The sequence below is a fragment of the Moorena bouillonii PNG genome (genome assembly GCF_001942495.1).
In the GTDB taxonomy this organism is placed as follows: Bacteria; Cyanobacteriota; Cyanobacteriia; order Cyanobacteriales; family Coleofasciculaceae; genus Moorena; species Moorena bouillonii.
Genome location: NZ_MKZS01000001.1, coordinates 5,619,286 through 5,640,377, shown reverse-complemented (window position 1 = coordinate 5,640,377; position 21,092 = coordinate 5,619,286). Strand labels below are relative to the sequence as shown.

Genomic DNA, 21,092 nt, shown 5'->3' with positions numbered 1-21,092 from the left:
CGAGGCATGAAATAATCCTTTACAAACATCTCTTTTTTTCCCTGGGACTACTTAATGGAACCGAATTATCCTGAAATGGTCATATTAGAACAGGGTATTAGCAACGGAGACGATCAAATGAACCATCAAATACTTAGTCGTATAGCCACTGTTATGGCAGTCAGCATCCTGCTTACAGGTATATTGGGGTGTGTGTCGGAAAAAACCAATGCCCTTGACCCTCTGCCTAACTCCGAACCAAGCAAAGAATCAATGTCAGCTGACCAAAAACCAACTTTAGCAGTAGATACCAATCTTGTAGACGCTAATACTAAATTTGGCTTCAAGCTATTCTCAGAAATTCTCAAGCAGGACACTAACAAGAATGTTTTTGTCTCTCCCACCAGCATCGCCATTGCCCTAGACATGGCTTACAACGGTGCCAGCGGCGAGACTCAAGAGGCTATGGCAAAAGTCCTAGAATTAGAGGGATTGAGTCTAGATCAACTCAACCAGGGGAATAACGCCTTAAAAGCTAGCTTGGAAAATGCTGACCCTGATGTCCAGCTGTCCATTGCCAACTCCCTGTGGGCTAACCAAGGCATTGACATCAACCCCAAATTTATTAAAAACAACCAGGAATTCTACAAAGCAAAGGTCACAGAACTTGATTTTAGTAGTGCCAAGGCTGCAAAAAAAATTAACCGTTGGGTCAAAAATAACACAAACGGCAAAATCAAAACGATTGTCGAACGCACTCAAGGGGATGAATTACTTTTCTTAATTAATGCTATCTATTTCAAAGGCAGCTGGACCAGAGAATTCGATAAAAGTCAAACGTCTGATCAAGCTTTTTATATCTCTGATTTAAACCAAAAGCAACACCCAATGATGTATCAGTATGGGAAGTATCAGTACTATGAAAATGATGCCTTTCAAGCTGTAAGTATTCCCTACGGTAAAGAACGGTTGAGTTTGTATGTTTTCTTACCCCGTGAAGGGAGCAGCTTGGCAGAATTTCAACAACAACTCACAGCGGACAACTGGCTACAATGGATGAAAGAGTTTAGGTCGCGAGATGGGTCAATTCGGCTACCCCGCTTTAAATTTGAATACGATATTAAACTCAACGATTCCCTAAAAGCTTTGGGGATGGATGTGGCGTTTACCGATAACGCTGATTTTTCTAATCTGACCTCTGAATCAGCAGCGATTAGTCAAGTCAAGCACAAAACCTTTGTAGAAGTGAATGAAGAAGGCACTGAAGCAGCGGCTGCTACTTCTATCGGTGTTGTTCCCACTTCGATTAGTATAGATCAACCATTCAATCTAGTGGTTAACCGTCCTTTTTTCTGTACTGTTCGGGACAATAAAACTGGAGCAATTTTGTTCATGGGTTCGATTGTGGAACCGTAAGCTATTAGCTATTGAATTAGTGTGAAGGTTGTTTGGTTAAAGGTTGAAAGTTAAAGGGTAAGCATGCAGCTATCAGCGAACAGCGTAGCGTCATCGGTGCTTTTGAATAAAATAAGCTGACCGCTGACCGCTGACCGCTGACTGCACCTCAAGTAGCGTGCGCGTAGCGCATATGCTTACGTTAAAGCTTCAAAAGATAACCTTTAACCTGGTAACCTAGTTAACCTTAGGCAGGTAGCTTGAATAGAATTGCATCCCAAATAAAGTATCCCTCACGTCCATATAATAGTGACGAGGGATCAGCAACACCCTGTTGACCAGAAGGACTTACTTTCTTCATTTCTGGATAATCGTTGTCCCACAAGACCTTCCACTGACCAGAAACATCGAGTTCTTCCATTCCTAAATTTAATCCATAAGCGATCAGTTCTTGTTGGTTATTGTGCTCGAAGTTGATCGCATACAAGTTAGACTCGGAGGATCCTTTCACCACCGGTACCACCCCTGCTGGCTGATAGGGACCGTTGATCTGTGGCGAGACAAAATGGTACAGGCTGGAGTCAGTAATCGAGGCAGCGTCATCACCAAGTTGCTCAAGCCAACGGGGATCCACATGTTGCTTCATCACAGAGAAGAACATGTGCCACATTCCTCCTTTATAGTAAACGTGGCTTCGTTCACACTCGTAAAAGAGACCTTGCTCACCTTCATCGGTCATGAAATGAGGAAACAGGGCTGGTGGCAAGAGTGTATAGGGTCCTTCGAGTTGATCTGCTACTGCTAGACCAATACAGCCTTTCTTGGGTTGGGAATTTGTCTTGGCAGCAGCAGATAGAAACATCCAATACTTGCCTTCGTGAAAGATGGGGAAAGGATCCCGCAACTGGCGGTGACGTTGGTCTGGCATCAATGGATGGTCGGAGTAATCGTAGTATTTCTCCCAATCAAGAAATTCGATCAGTTGGGGAGCTTGCCAATCAATCTCGTGATTATCCCTAATGATTCCCTTACAGAAGCCAATATACTCATGAAGCAAATTAGGACGGTCTGGAGATCCACCGTAAAAGAAATACAGGGAATTTTCGTTTACCAACCGTAAGCTTCCTGCTAGAAGGCGAGAGCTTCGCCAGTAGTCATCCCGGTCTGGCTGAAACACAGGACCTAAGTGCTTAATTACAGACAAATCTTCACTAAGAATAGCCCCACCCATTTCCCCTCTCTGCCAAGGCACTCCCTCTAAATCCTTTCCTCCTTGAAGGTAAAGCAGGAGATATTTTGAGAGAGCTGTTTTACTTGGAGCAGGTTGATGAGGCGTTGTCTGGATGCTGATATCATGGTTGAACAGTTGCTCTAAGGTCGCAGCGTCGCTCCTGCCGTGATCGAGTTGTTGTATCATCAGCTTCTGCTTAAGATATTTTTAGTTTTGTTAAGGAAATATTACTTTATTAAATCAATCTATTATTTTTTTGACAAGGGGATCCATCAAATTGCAGGGATATGGGGCACAATCTCAGTATAAATACTGAGAATTTCCCAAGGATTTGCGATCGCCTTGGCGATCGCAAATTTTTATTGATGATATGTATTACTAAGTAATACAGTAAGTAGACACCCTTGATAGTCTAATCCGTAGGCTGGCTCATGCAACTTCAGCATCAAGGTATAGGATTTGCGATCGCCAAGGCGATCGCAAATTCTCATTGATGATATGTATTACTTAGTAATACATTAAAAATACACCCTTGATAGCCTGATATTTGGCGTTGCTGAATTAAGGAATGAATGCGCGATTATCTGGTGTTATTAAAGCCCCCGTTGGTCCCCCAACTTTGCGGTGCGACCCGTGGCGAATTTAATTCGACGACTGTAAGCGCACCGGGAGGGACTTTAAGAGTTTTGTTCCCCCCAGAATTGGGGGGCTAGGGGGGCGGAACCATACCCATAATCAGCAACGCCTGATATTTCGGCTGGCTGATGCAAATTTAGCATCGAGGTATAGGCTGAGATCCTATCTAGAGGGCGCAAGCCTTAGACTCATAAATTAGGGTTTGGCTTCGAGTTTGGCTTCGAGTTTGGGTTTCAACTGCGTAAGTCCTAGTAGTCTGACCTTAGTTAAATCTTTGTCTATGTCTTCACAAGTTAAAGATTTGATTGTGATTCCCATTAATAAGCAATTTTACCAATGACATTTCCCCAACACTATTTGTTATCTTAGAATAAGTTTGGTAGTGATAGGTAAAAAAGCGAGTACAGACCTCGCTTAAATGCTGCTATAGCCTTAAGCTATTATCAAATAATATTAGGACTTACGTAGTAACTCTCTGATTATCTGATTAGAGGGTAAGTTATCATCAATTAAAACACTATACTTTGAGCGATCAACAGTGAGCGTATTTGCTGATAGCTTCTAACTCAAACTTTATGCCCGTCTAAAGTATAGATATAGTTTTAAATACTCTCAGTACGTAATTCCTCACTAGTTTAATGTATTCAGGAAAAAAAATACTTGGATACATAGACTATTGTTTAATCATTAGGTGTTGCTTCTATAAATTACACAATAATTAGTTAGATAGGATTTAATTAAGCGGTAAGGAATTTTACTTCCCTTACCCTACTACCGAATTATTACTTTATACTCTCTAGTTGACGCCTTAGTAAAGAGGCTAACTTTTCTAGGGAGTTAGTCACAGTTATTCACTAACTAATACTCTTACACAAAAGCAGGTAACTTATGCTTCCTAATCACAGTTTACAACTCTCAGATAAATGGATCTGGGACTTCTGGCTAGCTCAAGATATTTCCGACTATCACTTATTTTACTTGCAAGCTTCTAAGGATTTACCGGATCCAGAAGACCGACATTGGCATGTTTCATTTGGTCACGCTGTTTCTCAGGATTTACGGCACTGGGAGATTCTACCAGATGCTATGAAGCCTGAAGCTTATGGTGACGTGGATGAGTACACTAATTGGACTGGCTGCGTAATTCGTCATGATGGCCTGTGGTATCTCCCATACACCAGCACTGATCGCAAAGAGCAAGGAAAAATCCAACGCATCAGCCTTGCGACCTCCAAAGATTTAATCCACTGGGAAAAACATCCGAAAAACCCGGTGATCGAGGCTGATAGTCGCTACTACGAGAAGTATGATCTCGAGCACCCTGAGAAAAACCTTTGGTTCGATGAAGCCTGGCGCGATCCTTGGGTATTTCAGGATCCAGAAACAGGGGAATTTCATGCTTTAATTACTGGTCGCGTTAATTATGGTCCTGCTGAAAGTCGGGGCGTGATTGCTCATGCCACTTCACAAAACCTGATTGATTGGCAAGTATTACCACCATTAACTGAGCCTATGACGTTCGGGACTATGGAATGTCCGCAAGTGGTTCTTATCAAGGGGCGCTACTATCTGCTCTTCTCGATCCCCCCAGGAGAGTTTGTTGATAGTAACCTCACGGGAACGTTCTACATGGTTGCTGATCATCCTTTAGGACCATTTTCTGCTCCAAGGGCGCTCTGGGCTGATTCAGTGAAGCGGCTCTATTCCGGGAAACTGGTACAAGGTCCTGATCAGATCTGGTACTTTATGTCATGGCGTAATTTCGCTCTAGACGGGAGCTTTCTCGGCGATATCAGCGAACCTCTGCCGATCACAGTTGATGAGGAGGGCAATTTGATAGTGCTTGAACCAGCAATGGTTCATTAGACGTCTTCGGGAATTCAGCAATAGGCAATCGGAAACGAGGAAGAGGAATGATAGGGGTTCTCAGTTTGATGAGGTACATACTAAATTTATTCCCTCTCCTCTGTCGGTTCTCACTTCCATAGACGAAATGCTTAAGGGGGCACGGCCTGTGCCCCTAAAATTAATATGGTCAGTAACCAATTACCAATTACCGATTACCGATTACCCATTACCCATTACCAGAATGACTTTGCCTAACTGGATTACCTTTTCCCGCTTACTGGGGTTGCCCTTTATCCTATACTTCCTGAATCACCCAACTGACCAAAGCCGCTGGATCGGTTTCGGGATCTTTCTCCTTGCTGCTGGAACGGATTGGTTAGATGGTTATCTAGCTCGTAAACTGAACCAAATTACTGATTTAGGCAAATTCCTTGACCCATTAGTCGATAAATTTTTGGTACTCGCGCCCCTACTAGCATTAATTGAGCTAGGTCAGGTACCCGCTTGGGGAGTCTGTTTGATTTTGGCACGGGAGTTAACGATCGCAGGTTGGCGAGTTAACCCCAAGTTATCCGGTAGCACTAGCATACAGGGAGCCAATATCTGGGGTAAACTCAAAACCGTCAGTCAAATTAGTGCGATCGCACTTTTAATTGCTCCAACTCCCGACACCTGGATCATCCCATCCCTAGTCCTTTTCTGGCTATCGGTGGTCCTAACCTTAATCTCTGGTTTAGTTTACCTGTTACCCGCTAATATCTGGTCATCAACAGCAAAATCTACTTCAGCTTGATCCCGACCTGAACCGAGATAATCATTCTCAAAGGAATCCTTCAGTCCCGAAAGCAAATCATACTCCGGTTGCCAGTTAAGTTCAGTCAATGCCTTATGGATATCAGCAAAAAAGTGTTGTAATCGAAATGGGAAAGCCTTGCGCTTACCAAAATCAAACTGCTTCGGGTCATAATGCACGAGCTTGACCTCATCAGCCGACTTACCACAGGCCATAGCACAGGTTCGTGCTAAACCATCAAAGGTGACATAGCGTTCCCCGGACACATTGTAAATTTTACCAATCGCTTCCTTATTCCCCAATACTGCTGCCATTGCCCTCGCCAAGTCCTGACAATGACCTAACTGAGTAATGTGCATGCCATTACCAGGGATGGGAATAGTGCGATCGCGAACAATCCGGTCAAAAAACCAAGCTTCAACATCATTATAATTTTGGGGACCATAGATATAAGTTGGACGAATCGCGGTAAATGGCACCCCAAGTTCTTGTAGGTAAGCCTCAGTATGATGTTTACCCTTGTGGCGAGAATTGGGATCAACTGGATCTCCTTCGAGATGGGGTAACTGGTCAGACTTCAAATACACCCCAGCCGAACTCATATACACAAAATGCTGCACCCGGTCTTTAAAAATTTCCACTAAGGGTTGAGTATCACTCAACTCCCGACCATTATTATCGAAAATGCCATCAAACTCTTGAGACGATAACATTTCCTTGAGCTGATTGGGATCCTTGCGATCGCCATGAATCTGTTGGACTCCTGGCACTGGCGCTGGCTTATTACCCCGATTGAACAGCACCACCTCATGGCCCATCTCCACCAAAACCTTGGTTAAATAAACCCCAACAAACCGGGTACCACCCATGATTAAAATTCGCATGGTCACTAATTACTAAAAACTTTGATTCACTGATTTATTAATTACCTCTGGGCGGACTTTGTGCCTTCGTGGTTCTAAACCAAACCACCCATAGCATTGTCAGGACTTGGGCACTTACTCTACTAGTAGGGGCACCCTACTACCTAAGGGGGTTTGGTGCCCAGTTTTGGGTAAGTCCTGATACCTTAAAGTCGCAACTGAGTCACAGCAATATTACCCGAAAAACACACATCTACATCAGTACCAGGAGCGCGATCGCGTTTGTCATACTCCCCCTCATAATAGTAGTGATCCCCCTCCACACGATACTTTGTCGGTAACGGTTGAGTACTCGGTTCACAAAATACCACCTCTGGCTCAGGTGACCCCGGTTCCAAGTGAGGTAAATTCACATTCCAGTAAGTACCAGCAGCAATCGGACGATTCAACAAATCCGCCAACACCCTAGCTGTCCAACGACTCGCCACCTCCCAATTAATCACCCAAGGTTTTTTAATCCAGTGGGAAATCGCAATACCTGGTATCCCCTGTATCGCCGCTTCCCTAACCGCCGCCACTGTACCAGAAATGTAGACATCAACCCCCAAGTTACCGCCAGCATTAATACCTGACAGAACCCACTTTACCTCTGGTATAATATGTGATATTGCAAGGCGAGTACAATCCGCTGGGGTACTAGAAACTGCATACTCATAGTCTGACCGACGTTGGACGTGAATCGGTTTATATGTAGTAACCTGATGGCCACAGCCTGAATGATGCTCCTTCGGAGCGATAATTACAAAATTACCGTTACCGTTGACCGCTTGCTCTAGTGCTTTAATTCCGGGAGCATCTATCCCATCGTCGTTCGTTAGGATTATAGTCATTAGTTTAGTCGTTAGTGGTTAATCATTAACAGCTGAGTATGGGAAACGATCTAATCCAAGCCAAACTATCAAGGAATATCGAAACCGTATTAGAAACTTAAAACCAATCATCTCAAATTGCTTGAGCATTTGCACCCTTATACTTCCTTTGGGTATAAACTTAGCTTTTGGTTTAGCTATTGAACTTAAGCTCTGATCTCCGTACAGAAGAGCGAGCTAATAGCTGTTTACCCAGGAAAGTAGCCCGTAAGCTGACCGCTCAATGGGTATAGCTGCCCATGATCAGCCATCTGACAACCTCAGCTCAAAATCTTTCAAGCAACTGTTATGGCAAGTCAGGGATACATCTACAACTTTCAACCTATTGGCAAACCAGGATTATGACTCAAAATAGCAAAAATCAGCCATCTACCCACTCTCAGCCAACTGTTAATTTTACCGAAGAAGAGCTGCAAGATATCTTACGCTATGCTAACGAACACGGTATTAATCCTTTTAGACTAGTCAAAGCCATTGCCCAAAATCGGAAACAGAGAATTGCCCAAGCTCACAATAGGCAGATTCGAACCAGGGAAACTGTTTGTCAATAGAGCCGCAGTTATTAAACTCAAGGCGCTGACTTTATTCGCCGTCAGCTTCTTTAACAAGAAGTGGTGGAGGGCATTACCATGCTACTCTATCCATAGTTAGTAAGGGTAAGCCAAGACACAATTTTTTATCCTTATATCTTCTCTCAGAGAAGATCGGATATATTGAAAGAGTAATGGTAAGGTCGATACCATTATAAAAACAAAAACTAAGAAATAATTGACGACTATTAAATCCCTGAGAACTGGTGTTTGTAATTTAGATTATGATCTACAAGTTCAAAAAAACCGGTTAGTCAGGATTTTAAAATACAGTACGTTCCTTAACCCTATGGATAGTAAAAAAAAAGTAACCGTTAGTTCAGGGCTAGTTCATTATGGTCAGAGATGGGCTGGTGCTATTAGAGATGCAATTCCAAATTGAACCTGGGGTTAAAACAACGGGAATAGCTAGTGTTAAAGATAGTATAGTCAAGTTGTTTGGGTGGCAGAATTAACTGATAGAGGGTTTTACATTCGGGATGCTCTAACTCCCTTCTAGTCGTTAATAGGTTCATACTCTAGAAAAAAAAGACTCTCCTACTACAATCAAACATTTACACTCAACAGTCCATAGCTGATAGTATCATCAGTATTCACCCTTACTTACCTGTTGGTTGAATAGAGTGAGTTGAATAGAATGTGCTTAACCACTATCACTGCTAGGCTTGTTGTGTCCAAGCAGTCCCAGATCGTGACTACTGCGTATCATTACCTTCAATCTCAGCTTAAATAACCCTAATGCAGACTACAGCTTATAGTGAGCTTTTCCCACTATTTAATACAGCTAGCCCAGAAACCTTAGAATGGTTTGAATCCATTGCGGTGGAGCATGAGTACCCGACCGACCGAGCTATCATCATGGAAGATGCTTGGGGTAATGCTGTTTACTTTATTGTCTCCGGCTGGGTTAAAGTGCGACACTTACGCGGTGAAAACGATGTCACACTGGCAATTTTGGGTCGGGGTGACTTTTTTGGTGAAATGGCAATTCTTGATGAATCTCCCCGCTCAACCGATATCGTTGCCATGTCGAACGTGCGACTACTGACCATTTCTGCACAACGCTTTATTCAAACTCTCTTTAAAGATCCCCAGTTGCACCATCGCATGTTACAACTGATTGTGCGGCGGTTACGTCAAAGCAATGTCCGGTTACAAAATCGCTATCAGCCTCCAGCGGTTAATTTAGTCAATACTCTAGTTGGTTTGGCAGACAATTACGGTGAAATCACTGAAAAAGGCACAGAAATCTATAACATTTCCTATCAAGACTTAGCTGATATCACAGATATCAGTGTAGAGGATACTACCAAAATTATGGAAAAGCTCGAGAGTAAGGGCTGGATTAAAGTTGACCCGGAGCAGCAAACTATGCGCTTGATGAATATCAAGCAGCTAACTCAGCTGGTCAGACGAGGTAGCTCATGAGGCAAGATTAGCTCTAGGTGGTAGCTGCCCCACAACAGAGGCGTGGTTTGTGGGACTAAGGTTCCTAAAACCCACATTCCTTACTACTCACTACTCACCACATTGTCTTGTTCTAAAAGATTAAGAATTTTGAGGATTTGGCTCTGGGGCTTAGGCCACCCCCCGAAGGACTAATAGCCATTACCCTGACTCATTACCCTGATTCAGTAAATCCTCTTCCTACACCCCACACCGGCTTTCTCCACAGTGGTTCACCCTACAGGCTAACCCTACACTCGTCACCCTGTATACTTTTCAAGTGGGTTGTTACCCTGTTAGGTTCTAAGGACTGGGTTAGGAGATTTGGCTGAATTCACCAATATCGGGCTTGATAGATTACTTACCGTAAGCTAATATTTCTTCATAAAGTTAAATAAAACTTAAATTAAATCACCTATCTACACCTGTAGGGTGCTGACTTACTCCCGGGGCATGTAGATAGATTACGTCTAGCTTCTTCCCAAAAGCTAAAAACTTTCTGTAAGATAGCAGAATCGGTTTTTATTTGTGATAAAAGCACCGTTTTAAGTTTTACTAGCTCTCAATCAAGCTAATTTAGAAGATTTTTGGAGGACTATGATATGCGGATAGCTCAAGTTTCCCCCTTATGGGAGAGAGTTCCCCCACCAGGCTATGGTGGTATCGAACTAGTTGTGAGCCAACTCACTGATGAATTAGTTCGTCGTGGTCACGATGTCACCCTATTTGCCTCTGGAGATTCCATCACTATCGCTAAACTAAAGTCTGTGGCTCCTCAGGCGTTGCGCCTTGACCCCTCCGTAGAGGCACCAATAGTTTACGAACTACTGCAACTGGCTCAGATTGGCGAGGTGGCTGATGAGTTTGACCTAATTCACTTTCACACAGGGATGATTACCTTTCCGGTGATTGACTTGTATAAGACCCCTGTGGTTCATACCATGCATGGTCGCTTCGGCAATGATATTAGCAAGGCTTATGCGCGATACAGCCACATACCCCATATTAGCATCAGTAATCATCAGCGGTCATCCGGACCAGAGATGAATTATGTTGCTACGGTTTACAATGGTGTTAAAATAAAAGATTATCCGTTCAATCCAAAAGCAGCCGATGACCCCCCCTACTTAGGGTTTTTGGGTCGTTTGTCAAAGGAGAAAGGCCCTCATCATGCGATCAGAATTGCCCGTGAAACTGGCTGGAACTTGAAAATGGCGGGCAAGCTTGATGTAGTTGACCGGGAATTCTTCGAACAAGAAATTGCTCCGGAAATCGACGGTAAACAAATTCAATACTTGGGTGAAGTGAGCCACGAAGAGAAGGTGGAATTATTATCCAAAGCCAGCCTGACCGTCTTTCCGATTATCTGGCCCGAACCTTTTGGTTTGGTAATGATTGAGTCAATGTGTGTTGGCACTCCAGTGATTGCCACGAACTTTGGCGCTGTACCGGAGGTGGTGGCCGACAAGAGAACTGGCATAATCTGTGCCAATCCTGAGGACATGATAGCTGCCATTCCAGAAGCTCTTAAACTCTCTCGCGAAGAGTGCCGTAAGTATGTGGAAGAGACCTTCAGTGTTCCCAATATGGTTGATGGCTATGAAGCAGCTTATCAGAAAGTGCTAGAACAGCATAAGTAAGCTAATCCCAAAACTTCAGCTCCTGTCAGTGCAGTTTAATCGTTTAGATCAGCGCTTTTCGCCTTTTCCAGATAATTATAGGAAATCGGGACACAAAACTCCCCATATTCATGGGGCAGATGTAGCCCACCACGGCACTTTTAAGTGCGGTGAATCTGTTACTATGAAAACGTGAAGGCCAGTAGGAACAACCATATACAGTTTTGAAAGAATCTAGTTCAATCTAGTTAAGGAAAAATCCCTGCGAACCAGATCACTACTAGCTCGACTAGCCTACCTATAGGTGGCAAGCAATGGTAGTAATTCACTCCAAACATAAACACGAAATAGAGAAGTCCTGAGTTGCCAAGTTCATTGAGTTCTGAATAATAAATGACAGTAACTGATTTATATTAAGCAGCACTCGCTACTCGGTACTCAAGACTATAACCAAAAAAATATGGCTGGGTGAATTAGACTTCACCCAGCCAATTTAGTTCCAAATAGTTAGTTAATGCATACCCTAACAAGGAATTAAACGATTTCCTGCTAATTGTTTGTGGAGGTTGCTCCAGTGTATGCCTTCGAGACTGGGTAACACCAGGTGGGCTGCTCCCACTCGTTCAACTGGACCAAGTCCTACAGCCCACATACCAGCAGCTAGAGCGGCTTCGACACCAGACCCGGCATCTTCTACTACTACACAATAAGCGGGTTCCAATCCCAACTGCTGTGCTGCGTGCAAGAAGAGATCTGGTGCTGGCTTAGAGCGGGTCACACTGTAGCCGTCAGAAATTGAATCAATGCGATCGCTAATACCCAATCGTTCCATAACTTCCTTGGCATTTTTGCTACCGGAGCCAATCGCAACTTTGATACCAGCTTCCTTGAGTTCAGTCAGTAACTCTAGAGCTCCAGGTAGTAAGTCAGTCTTAGAGATGTTCTTGATCAATTCCAGATAGTACTTATTTTTGCGATCCATCATCTCTTGGAGTTGCTGTTCTGTGGCTGAGCGACCGTTCAAAAGTTCCATCAGGGACTCTCGACGTGAAAGACCCCGCAGTGCTTCGTTGGCCTCGCGATTAAAGGGAATACCCTCTTCATCAGCTAGTTTTTGCCAAGCTTGGTAATGATATTCTGCGGTATCAGTGATTACGCCATCTAAGTCAAAAATCACACCCTGGATTTGAGCTGGAGAGCCGGGGGGTCGAGAACTTGAGGAGATGGTAGTCCCAGATTGTGCTGTTTGAGTACTGGTTTCTGGATTGAGATCAAACTCGTACTTTTGTCCACGCCATTGCAGCTTAAACTTCAGACGTGTCCAGCCCGGTAGGAAGTGGGGAATAGCAACCGGTCCATCGTCTGTGAACTTGATCCCAGCACATCCAAAGATTATAGCTTGCCATAGACCACCACCGGAAGCAGCATGAATTCCTTCATGAGCGTTACGCCGCACATTTTCTAGGTCTACCATCGCTGCCCGCATAAAGTGGACATAAGCTTCCTCGGTCTTTCCTAATTCACAGGCGAGGATGGCGTGAACCGCAGGACCGAGGGACGAACCATAGGTGTGATCGGTGCGAGGAGAATAGTAGTCCCAACTTCGTTGCAAAATTTCCCGGTATTTCTCGGGCTCAGAGGTTACGCCATACTGCTCCCGCATCAGGTATAGTAACATCAAGACATCTGGCTGCTTGAGTACTTGCTTTTTACTTGCTCCTTCAATGCCAAGGATAGCCTGCATGGAACGGGTACGTGGCTCGTAATCTTCCAGGTTGATGTCTTCAATTTGGAAGAAACCCTCACACTGTTCGATTAAGTTCTTTTCATGGTCATAGGGTATCCACATCCGACGGATAATTTCAGACCACAGACTCACTCGGCTTGGAGTTAGCTCCAGTGTTTCTTCGAGTTCTTTAGCTTTCTGTGGATGTTCCCGGCGCAACCAGTCTAGGACGAACTGAGCAGTCTCTAGGTGCCATTGAACCATGCGGTTGGTGAAAGCATTGTTGTCTACCCCTTCGTGGTATTCGTCCGGACCAATCACATCCCGGAGTTCATAGCGCTCCCGTTTACCATTCCACTCAACCCGAGTTCCCCAGAATACCGCTGTATCTAGGATAATTTCAGCACCGTAACGTACCACCCAGTCATCATCACCGGTAGCTTGCCAATATTTCCAGATACCATAGACTACATCAGTAGTGATGTGGAGTTCGCGATCGCCACACCAAATTCGGACTGGGTCTCCATCTTTCTCAGCAGAGAGAACCCAGCGAGGGGTTACTTCGTCACCGGTGTCAGCACTTTCCCAGGCGTAAACGGCTCCCGGATAGCCCTGAAGCTTAGCTTTACGCCTTGCCCCAGGTAAAGTATGGTAACGGTAGGTCAGCAAATTCTTGGCGATCTGGGGCTGAGTCAAGATCATCAGCGGGAGTATAAAAATTTCTGTGTCCCAGAAAACGTGACCCCGATAGCCAAAACCAGAAAGGGTTTTAGCGGGAATATTCACCCGGTCATCATGACGGGGAGCACAAATGAACAGTTGGAACAAATTGTAGCGTATAGCAATCTGAGCGTTGAGGTCTCCTTCAATGACAACATCGCTATCTTGCCAAATCTTATCCCAAGCTGCCTCATGTCGAGAGAATAGGGTTAGATAATCAGGTTGGTTGACCAGGTGTTCCTGGGCTACCTTTTCTGGGGTTTCGGTGTCCCGGGATGTGAACACACTAATTACTTTATCCAGGGTGACCAGCTGGCCTGAGCGCACTTGTAAGGTAGTGGCTAAGGTGGGATGACCTTCACAGCCCTTTAGCTGTATTTGGGCATCATCAACACCACTTACACTGACTCTCGAAGCCATACCCAGTTCGATCGCAGTATGACGGGTGCGAACGTGTAACCAGATATTTCCTTCGGATGTCTGGTTAGTTCCAGTTGAAATCTGACCCTGTTTCAACCATTCCCAGTGGAGCACCCCTTGGTTATCTGGGTAACCATTGATGCTGGCTTGAATTTCGATTGTCCCATCGAAATCCACCGGAGTGATTTGACAGCGAAGGGCTAATACATGGTCATCAGCCATACTGGCAAAACGCTCGATATGGATATCGATAGTCTTACCACCAGGAGTACGCCAACGCACATCACGAGTTAGCTTGCCTCGACGCAGGTCAAGTTGACGTTCGTAGTGCAAGATCTCGCCTTGATCAAGACGAAACCGTTCACCTTCTACAACTATCACTATAGGTAGCCAATCAGGACAATTAGCCAGTTCAGTATAGACAACTGGCACATCGTCGTAGACACCATTAATCAATGTCATTGGCCATGCAGCGTGATACCCTTCCTCAAAGCTACCTCGGGTACTGAGGTAACCATTGCCAATGGTAAAAACGGTTTCCTTGTAGTGCAATTGAGTCGGATCAAACTTGGTCTCAGTTACTGTCCAATCGCTGTAGATGTGGTTAGAGCTAGATGGGGACGATACTTTGGCATCCATAGTTAGTCGTTAGTGTTGCTGTGGTGGGTGGTTCCTTGAGTGAGGTCAAACGCTTCCCTGCGCTTGTGAAGCAAACGGGTGTAGGGTTTAGGGAGTGGGAGATAGGGGTAATGGGGCTGTGAACAGAAGATGGCACAACGCCACCCTTAAAACTGGGATCACTAACACCATATTTTCCCCATACCCCATACCCGAGAATCTAAACCCCTGCTGTCAAGGGAAGGCTACTAGCAATTAATTGAAATAGTTATTGGCTCAGGCAGATTGCCCATAATTAGTGAATTCACTAATTTTTATGCGATTTCCGCATTAACTGACATATCAACAAATCTTTGGTTAGCTGTTGGTAGCCGACATGGAAGAATCAGTTGAGGTCAGTTAACGATAGGAAGCTTAATAACTAGTAATTTCTATAACGAGTAATTTCTAGAATCAGCCTCCATCGTTGCATTAGTTTTCTACAACTCCGATTAGGAGTAACGTTTGTCGGACTTAGTTCCGCTTCCGCGAACGGGAATGTTGTAAAGGCTGGTTGGGCTAGCAGCACATTTTTCCCTCACTTTAACTACTAGCGACAGGGCTACGAGCTGGCGGTCATTCGTAGGTGTCGTAACCATTACAACGAGCGGACTAATGTCCATTGCGGTGCATCTTAGCTAGCAAATTCCAGATTCACCGGAAATTACGAGGGAATTAACTAAGAGTGAGTTCTTATTAGCTTAAAATCAGTAGAATTTAAATGCTTTTAAGCATTACTTTAGAAACAGTCAGCTCAACCATTCAGTTGTGATGCTTTCTGCTCCCCCTCCTCACTTTTTTATAGCCCATAATCTCTGATTAACGCGAGCTATGCTTGGCTAGTAAGTTTGTCGCTCTAGGTTTGTAAATCAGATAGAACAAAGCTTCTAAGTAGCGCAGTAGAGCTTCTCGGCTTTCTTTAGAGGTTTCACTCCAGAATCCGTAAATTTTGGCGAGTGAGAGCAGCTGCTTGGTATGCAACTGCCAATTGTATTTATCCCGAACTCGCTTGATACCTGCTTGAGAAAGTTTTTGCCAGTAGTCAGGGGTGTGTTCGCACTTTGAAATAAATTGCTGAATTTTTTCGGCAGTCTCTTTCAAGTCTGTGGGATTAATGAGAAACCCATTATCGCCGTTTTGAATAATCTCTGATGGTCCACCAAATTGAGTGGCAAATGTTGGTAAACCGGAGATCATGGCTTCTAAAACGGTGAGACCAAAGGCTTCAAAGCGAGCAGGATGGACTAAAATTCCTCCCAAATCAGCAATCACTCGGTAGGATTCACCGATATCGGGGGTGGTCAGGCGTAGTCCAATCCATCGAATTTTGCCGTGAAGATGGAATTGGTTAATTAGCTGGTTGAGCTTCTCGATTTCCCCTTTCTCTTCTGGATCAGTGGCATCCTCAACCCTGACATGGCTAGTGATTAAAATTAGGTTGCACTTTTCCTGAAGTTCTTTTGAACTGGCAAAGCATTCCACTAAGCCACTCAGATTCTTGATGGAGGTGAGGGGCGCAATGCTGAGAATCGGGCGCTGGTTAGGACTGTTGAGATAGCCGATAATTTCCGGGTCTTCCTTGGTCAACAGCAAGTCTTTAACCCGTTCACTGTCGTCGTCAATCCGGTCTGATGTCTGGGTGTAGGGAAAGAAAATGTTTTCGTTCACCCCTGGTGGTACCACATTAAATTTGGGGCTGAATAACTCAATCCCATTCACCACATGATACAGTTCAGGCATACTGAAAGATTTGTAAGACTCGTAGTAGCCTACACTGTTTGGTGTTCCCACAAGCTCCTCATAGGTACTGGTCAGAATGAAATCTGCTGAATTCATCGCAATTAAATCAGCGGTGAATTGTATGGAGAAGTTGTATTGGGACTCAAAGTCTTTCCAGTAGAGGTCACTAAACAGATATTTAGGCTTTTCCATGGTGTGAGCAATACTGCCATGGATAGCGTTTAGGCGTCTGGCCAGCAGAAACGCAACTAAACTCCCATCGGAATAGTTTCCGATAATTAAGTCTGGACTACCATGGAATTCTTCTAGCAGCGCTTTTTCTGAATCTAAGGCAAAGGATTCGAGATAGGGCCAGATCTCAAATTTGGAAATCCAGTTGTCGGTGACGTTTGGGTTAAATTCCTGGAAAGGAACGCGCAAAATCCAACCGTTGCTGGTGCCTTGGATTTTTTCTAGGCGTAGATTGCACTGGGTACCTTCACAGTTGGGAATTAGGCGAGTCAGAACGATCACCTTTGGTTCGACGCCCAGAACGTCAAGACCTGAGAGTTTAATATTGTTTTGGATTGTTTGTTCCAGGCTACTGGCTTGGTCGATGACGTATGCCACTTGACCAGCGGTTTCGGGAAGACCCAAAACTCCTTCTTGACCAACCCAGCCATGAACGGAAACCAGAACAACCCGAAAGATTAGGGGAATACGAGAAATAAAGGCTTCGAGGACTGCATGATCAGGAGCGTCCATTAACCGCTCAAGGAGTTCTAGGGTTTCGCGCACTCGACCAGCAGTGTTACCCCAACCTGCTTCAAAACCGAGCACTTGAAGCTCGAAGCGAAACTTTTCATAGGGGGTGTGAGCTGGTAGATCCCCGACTAATGTTAGTGCTTCCTTAAGCTTGTCAAAGAGTTGGGTAGTTGAATCAATTCGGTTGTTGAGCAGTAATTGTGTCTGGTCGTAGTGATGTGCTCGTAAGTTTTTCAACAGCTCTTCTAGCCATTGCTCAGAGTCAGCAAATAATTGGCTAGATAGGTAACGGTTAAGAAACTCCAGCCCATTGCCAATCTTTCTTGGGTCACGAATTGTAGGAGTATTTTTGTAAAACGGACCAACATCAATTTCTAGCAGACCCCCTTTTTCTGGGAAGTAGCGCTTAACCCAGCGATCGCGTAAGCTTAGTAACTCCTCCACTGGCATTGCTTCAAAACTGCTCAAATCCGCTGCCAGCCGATAGATTTCTTGAGAAGCAACCCTTGTCCGCAGGAGAAGCCAAAGGTTTTTCTCTTCCAGAATAATTTCGTGGGTATAGTTCAGTAGTTCGGCGATAGAGGAAGTTCTTTTAAAATAAGCAGGCTTGTCATGAGTAGTGCAGTAATTATCAAACGCTTGCAGAATCTGATTCCTTAGAAAGTACCGCTCTTGTTCAGATCGCAGTTGGCTGATAAACTGACGCAAATCAGCTTTCTCGTTACTTTGGAGAACAGCTCGTAACAAACTAGACATAGTAACTTAGCGTGTCTTGTCCATGGTGGGTCTGTAACCTACTCCTGTTCTAGCCCTTGGCTAGCAGGAAGTAGGATTGTCGTGGGAGATTGGCTCACTCCTTGGGATCTTCTGGCAGTGGGGCAATCGCTTACCCCACTATCGTGATTTGAATTAGGGCGGGGTGTGCCAAGCTTTAAGTAAGCAACCGCCATATTTACATGATTCCCCTAGATCGACAAGGCAGTTGGAAAATACATGGAAACAATTAAGCTTTTAATTATGATTAAAATAATTTTTTTAGGTGCCCTTGACCAATGACGAATTAAATTCGCCCTTTGGTGCGCACCTGCCGATACCCCACCTACACTCAAACACCCTGAACAATAGGTTTCAACTCCCACGCACTAATGATCAATACAACTTGCCGATCATCGGCACGAGCGCAAGTATAAAGGAAGTGCGTGGGAGATCAGCGCTCAGTGGTAAGGATGAATTGTATCAAAGCCTTACCTTTGTCAAATCGGACAAATTTATAGCGCTATGCTTTGTCTTTTCCCTTTGCTATTAATTGGATTAGCTTTCGATCACAACCGTGAGGTTACCGGAATTTTTGACCACTTTACAGGTGGTGGTTGTGTCAGCTCGTTCCAATTGCAAGTCTAGCACCGTTGAGCCAATCCGCAAGTTACGAACTAAGAGTTGATTGATAAAATTTGGTAAAGTTGGTTTGAAAATATGTAAATTGTTTCCTGGAGCTACGGCGCGCAAATTCACCATCATTTGCAGCAGTTGGAAAATACTGCCAGTTGCCCAGGCTTGGAGAGGACAGGCTCCTGGATACTTGACCGGAGAGCTGTTGGGAGTGCGCTGGTAACCAGAGAATAGTTCTGGAGGACGATAGTAGGGTTGCTCAACTGTCATGTCAATCATGGCTTTGGCAATTTCTAAGGCTTGATCGACTTGATTTAGCGTACGCAATCCCAGCGCAATCAAGGAATTTTCGTGAGGCCAGACTGAGCCCACATGATAGCTGATCGGGTTGTAAGCAGCGGATTGATTACTGAGGGTACGAATCCCCCAACCATTGAACATATCTGGTTCTAACAGCCGCTTTGCTACACTAGCTGCTTTTTCTGGAGTAAAAATACCCAATGACAAGCAATGACCAGGATTGGAGGTTATGCTATCTACGAGTTTACCTTCTCCATCTAGTGCTAAGGCACAGAAGTCTAGGTCGTCTAGCCAAAAATCCTGATTGAAGCGTTGCTTGAGCTCCTTGGCTTGGTTTTCCCAACGCTCGGCTAAATCAATTCGCTGCTTGATCCTGGCCAGATGGCTTAGCCTAACTTTAGCGCCATAGACATAAGCTTGGACTTCGCATAATGCGATCGCTCCCGTTGCTAGGGAACCATCACGAGTGACCATGGAATCACCGGAATCCTTCCACCCTTGATTACGCAAACCCTTTTTGGATTGGCGCTGATAACAGAGATAGCCGTTTTGCTGAGATTGACGATCAATCCAATCCATGGCAGCCAAAGCATTAGGCCAAAGCAAGTCTCGGGTAGTTGTGTCATTGGTCCAAGCATAGTACTCGGCATAGAGCATCAGCCACAGTGGGGTAGCATCAACTGTACCGTAGTAGGGAGTGTGAGGAATTTCCCGACAGCGAGCCAATTCCCCAACCCGGAGTTCATGCAAAATCTTACCCGGTTGCTCATCCCGCAATGGGTTATCCTCTTGGCCTTGGTACTGGGCTAAAATTTCCAGAGTCCCTTTGGCGATAGTAGGGTCAAGGATTAAGGTTTGTGAGGCAGCAATTAAGGAATCTCGGCCAAACAAGGTGGAAAACCGAGGTACTCCTGCGGAAAGAACTGTGCAGCCATTAATAGTCTGCCTGAGTAAAAAGATGTCTCGTGTTGCCCGAGAAATCAATTGGTTAACGGTTTCATTATCGCAGCTAATGTGAGTTACCCGTTTATACCATTCCTGGTTTTGGAGTAAGTTAGCGGTCTTAGCTTGTTCAAGGGTGGCTGGAATTTTAGCTGTAGTGATTCGCGCTTTGTGGGTGACCAGTTCCAGTCGATAGCCTAAGGTTTCAGTAGCGCCAGGCTTGAGGCACAATTCCCAAACCGCTGTGTCTCCTTTGTAGGTGTCTGGGAGACGGTGCATAAAGTGGATCTGAGATTCAATCAGGGAGTTATCGAGTCCCTGGTAACCTAGGTTAATGGAATTGCTGTTGAACTCAGTTAGGGTTAGCAGCCTCTCTAAATCGATATCAGGCGGTAATGAACGCAGCAGAGTTCCCCGTTGCTGTCGCTGATGACCCCGAACTTCAAACCAGTCTTTAAAATCGGCATCGAAACTGAGGCTGACGGTGAAGCTAAGGGGTTGAGTGTCGTAATTGGTGATTACAATTTCTTCCCATAAGCCACCATGGAGGGCTAGCTGCCGCTGAATGCCTAGGGTTTTTGGGGGAAGATTAGGTGAGCGGGGATTACAACACATGACCGATAGGGCAAATCCTTCCTCAGCACTGCTACTGAGGGGAATGGGGAGTTGCCCTTCTATTTGTAACTCTAAGCGAGAGAGAAAGCGGGTATCTTGACAAAATAACCCGGTTGTGCTTGTAGTTTCGTTTTCTAAGTTTACCGAAATATTCCCTAGGGTATCTGTGACTAAAAACAGGTCATCTACTTTGAGAGGAAGGGTTGGTAGAGGTTGGTTTGTGGTGAGCCGAGGCCATTCGGTCATCGACAACTGCTCGGTAGGAAGGTATCGTCTACCATCTCGTTCGATAATCTGTAAATCCATAAAATCAGCGCTGGGGCTTTGGGTTAACTAGTGGTGGACGCTTGGGGGATGTCATAAGTCTCTGTCTACTGCTGTTGTCAGGGTCGGGAGACATCGACAATACCCAAGTTAATTATCAATTTTTTTGGACAGGTCGAGGATCGAAGATTTAGGGCGTGTCTGCAAACTGCTATACTGAAGTAAAATGATTCAGGTATTGTGATG

At 44.8% G+C, this 21,092-nt stretch carries 13 protein-coding genes; 6 read left to right on the top strand and 7 right to left on the bottom strand.

Annotation, left to right across the window (positions count from 1 at the left end; translation table 11 throughout):
- The first annotated feature begins 117 nt into the window (after positions 1 to 117).
- Positions 118 to 1,395, top strand: coding sequence for a serpin family protein (locus BJP37_RS22910; protein WP_229415421.1), 1,278 nt, complete (start codon positions 118 to 120; stop codon positions 1,393 to 1,395).
- 226 nt (positions 1,396 to 1,621) lie between these two features.
- Here the strand turns inward: BJP37_RS22910 and BJP37_RS22905 are convergent, their stop codons facing one another.
- Positions 1,622 to 2,791, bottom strand: a complete 1,170-nt coding sequence (locus tag BJP37_RS22905; protein ID WP_075902251.1) for a glycoside hydrolase family protein — start codon at positions 2,789 to 2,791, stop codon at positions 1,622 to 1,624.
- A 173-nt stretch (positions 2,792 to 2,964) separates the two neighbouring features.
- On the bottom strand, positions 2,965 to 3,096 hold the full coding sequence (locus tag BJP37_RS43835) for a hypothetical protein (protein ID WP_269087051.1): 132 nt from the start codon (positions 3,094 to 3,096) through the stop codon (positions 2,965 to 2,967).
- A gap of 1,033 nt (positions 3,097 to 4,129) precedes the next feature.
- On the opposite strand from BJP37_RS43835, the gene BJP37_RS22900 reads away from it, so the two are divergent.
- Together BJP37_RS22900 and pgsA are read left to right on the top strand one after the other, a co-directional pair.
- Positions 4,130 to 5,107, top strand: a complete 978-nt coding sequence (locus tag BJP37_RS22900) for a glycoside hydrolase family protein (protein ID WP_075902249.1) — start codon at positions 4,130 to 4,132, stop codon at positions 5,105 to 5,107.
- A gap of 223 nt (positions 5,108 to 5,330) precedes the next feature.
- Positions 5,331 to 5,882, top strand: coding sequence for a CDP-diacylglycerol--glycerol-3-phosphate 3-phosphatidyltransferase (gene pgsA / locus BJP37_RS22895; RefSeq protein ID WP_075906374.1), 552 nt, complete (start codon positions 5,331 to 5,333; stop codon positions 5,880 to 5,882).
- Here pgsA and BJP37_RS22890 read toward each other — a convergent pair.
- A complete protein-coding gene (locus BJP37_RS22890; RefSeq protein ID WP_075902247.1) occupies positions 5,828 to 6,766 on the bottom strand; it encodes an NAD-dependent epimerase/dehydratase family protein in 939 nt (312 codons plus the stop codon). The genes pgsA and BJP37_RS22890 overlap by 55 nt on opposite strands.
- 185 nt (positions 6,767 to 6,951) lie before the next feature.
- Positions 6,952 to 7,635, bottom strand: a complete 684-nt coding sequence (gene surE, locus BJP37_RS22885; RefSeq protein WP_075902245.1) for a 5'/3'-nucleotidase SurE — start codon at positions 7,633 to 7,635, stop codon at positions 6,952 to 6,954.
- A gap of 278 nt (positions 7,636 to 7,913) precedes the next feature.
- Here surE and BJP37_RS22880 point away from each other — a divergent pair, with 278 nt between their 5' ends.
- The 3 genes from BJP37_RS22880 (at position 7,914) to BJP37_RS22870 (ending at position 11,350) form a co-directional block, all read left to right on the top strand.
- The gene (locus tag BJP37_RS22880; RefSeq protein WP_075902243.1) at positions 7,914 to 8,225 is read left to right on the top strand and encodes a hypothetical protein; all 312 of its coding nucleotides are present in this window, start codon (positions 7,914 to 7,916) and stop codon (positions 8,223 to 8,225) included.
- A 777-nt stretch (positions 8,226 to 9,002) separates the two neighbouring features.
- Positions 9,003 to 9,692, top strand: coding sequence for a Crp/Fnr family transcriptional regulator (locus tag BJP37_RS22875; protein WP_075902241.1), 690 nt, complete (start codon positions 9,003 to 9,005; stop codon positions 9,690 to 9,692).
- 620 nt (positions 9,693 to 10,312) lie between these two features.
- Positions 10,313 to 11,350 (top strand): glycosyltransferase family 4 protein, encoded by a 1,038-nt coding sequence (locus tag BJP37_RS22870; protein WP_075902239.1) that lies wholly within the window; start codon positions 10,313 to 10,315, stop codon positions 11,348 to 11,350.
- Positions 11,351 to 11,852: 502 nt separating this feature from the next.
- On the opposite strand, the gene pgmB is transcribed toward BJP37_RS22870, so the two are convergent.
- The 3 genes from pgmB to BJP37_RS22855 form a co-directional block, all read right to left on the bottom strand.
- Positions 11,853 to 14,834 carry a beta-phosphoglucomutase gene (pgmB, locus tag BJP37_RS22865; protein ID WP_075902237.1) on the bottom strand — a complete coding sequence of 994 codons (2,982 nt, stop codon included), beginning with the start codon at positions 14,832 to 14,834 and terminating at the stop codon, positions 11,853 to 11,855.
- A gap of 837 nt (positions 14,835 to 15,671) precedes the next feature.
- Positions 15,672 to 18,092, bottom strand: coding sequence for a sucrose synthase (locus tag BJP37_RS22860; RefSeq protein ID WP_075902235.1), 2,421 nt, complete (start codon positions 18,090 to 18,092; stop codon positions 15,672 to 15,674).
- Between the two features lie 555 nt (positions 18,093 to 18,647).
- Complete coding sequence (locus BJP37_RS22855) at positions 18,648 to 20,888, bottom strand: amylo-alpha-1,6-glucosidase (protein ID WP_075902233.1); 2,241 nt, start codon at positions 20,886 to 20,888, stop codon at positions 18,648 to 18,650.
- Between the last annotated feature and the right edge of the window lie 204 nt (positions 20,889 to 21,092).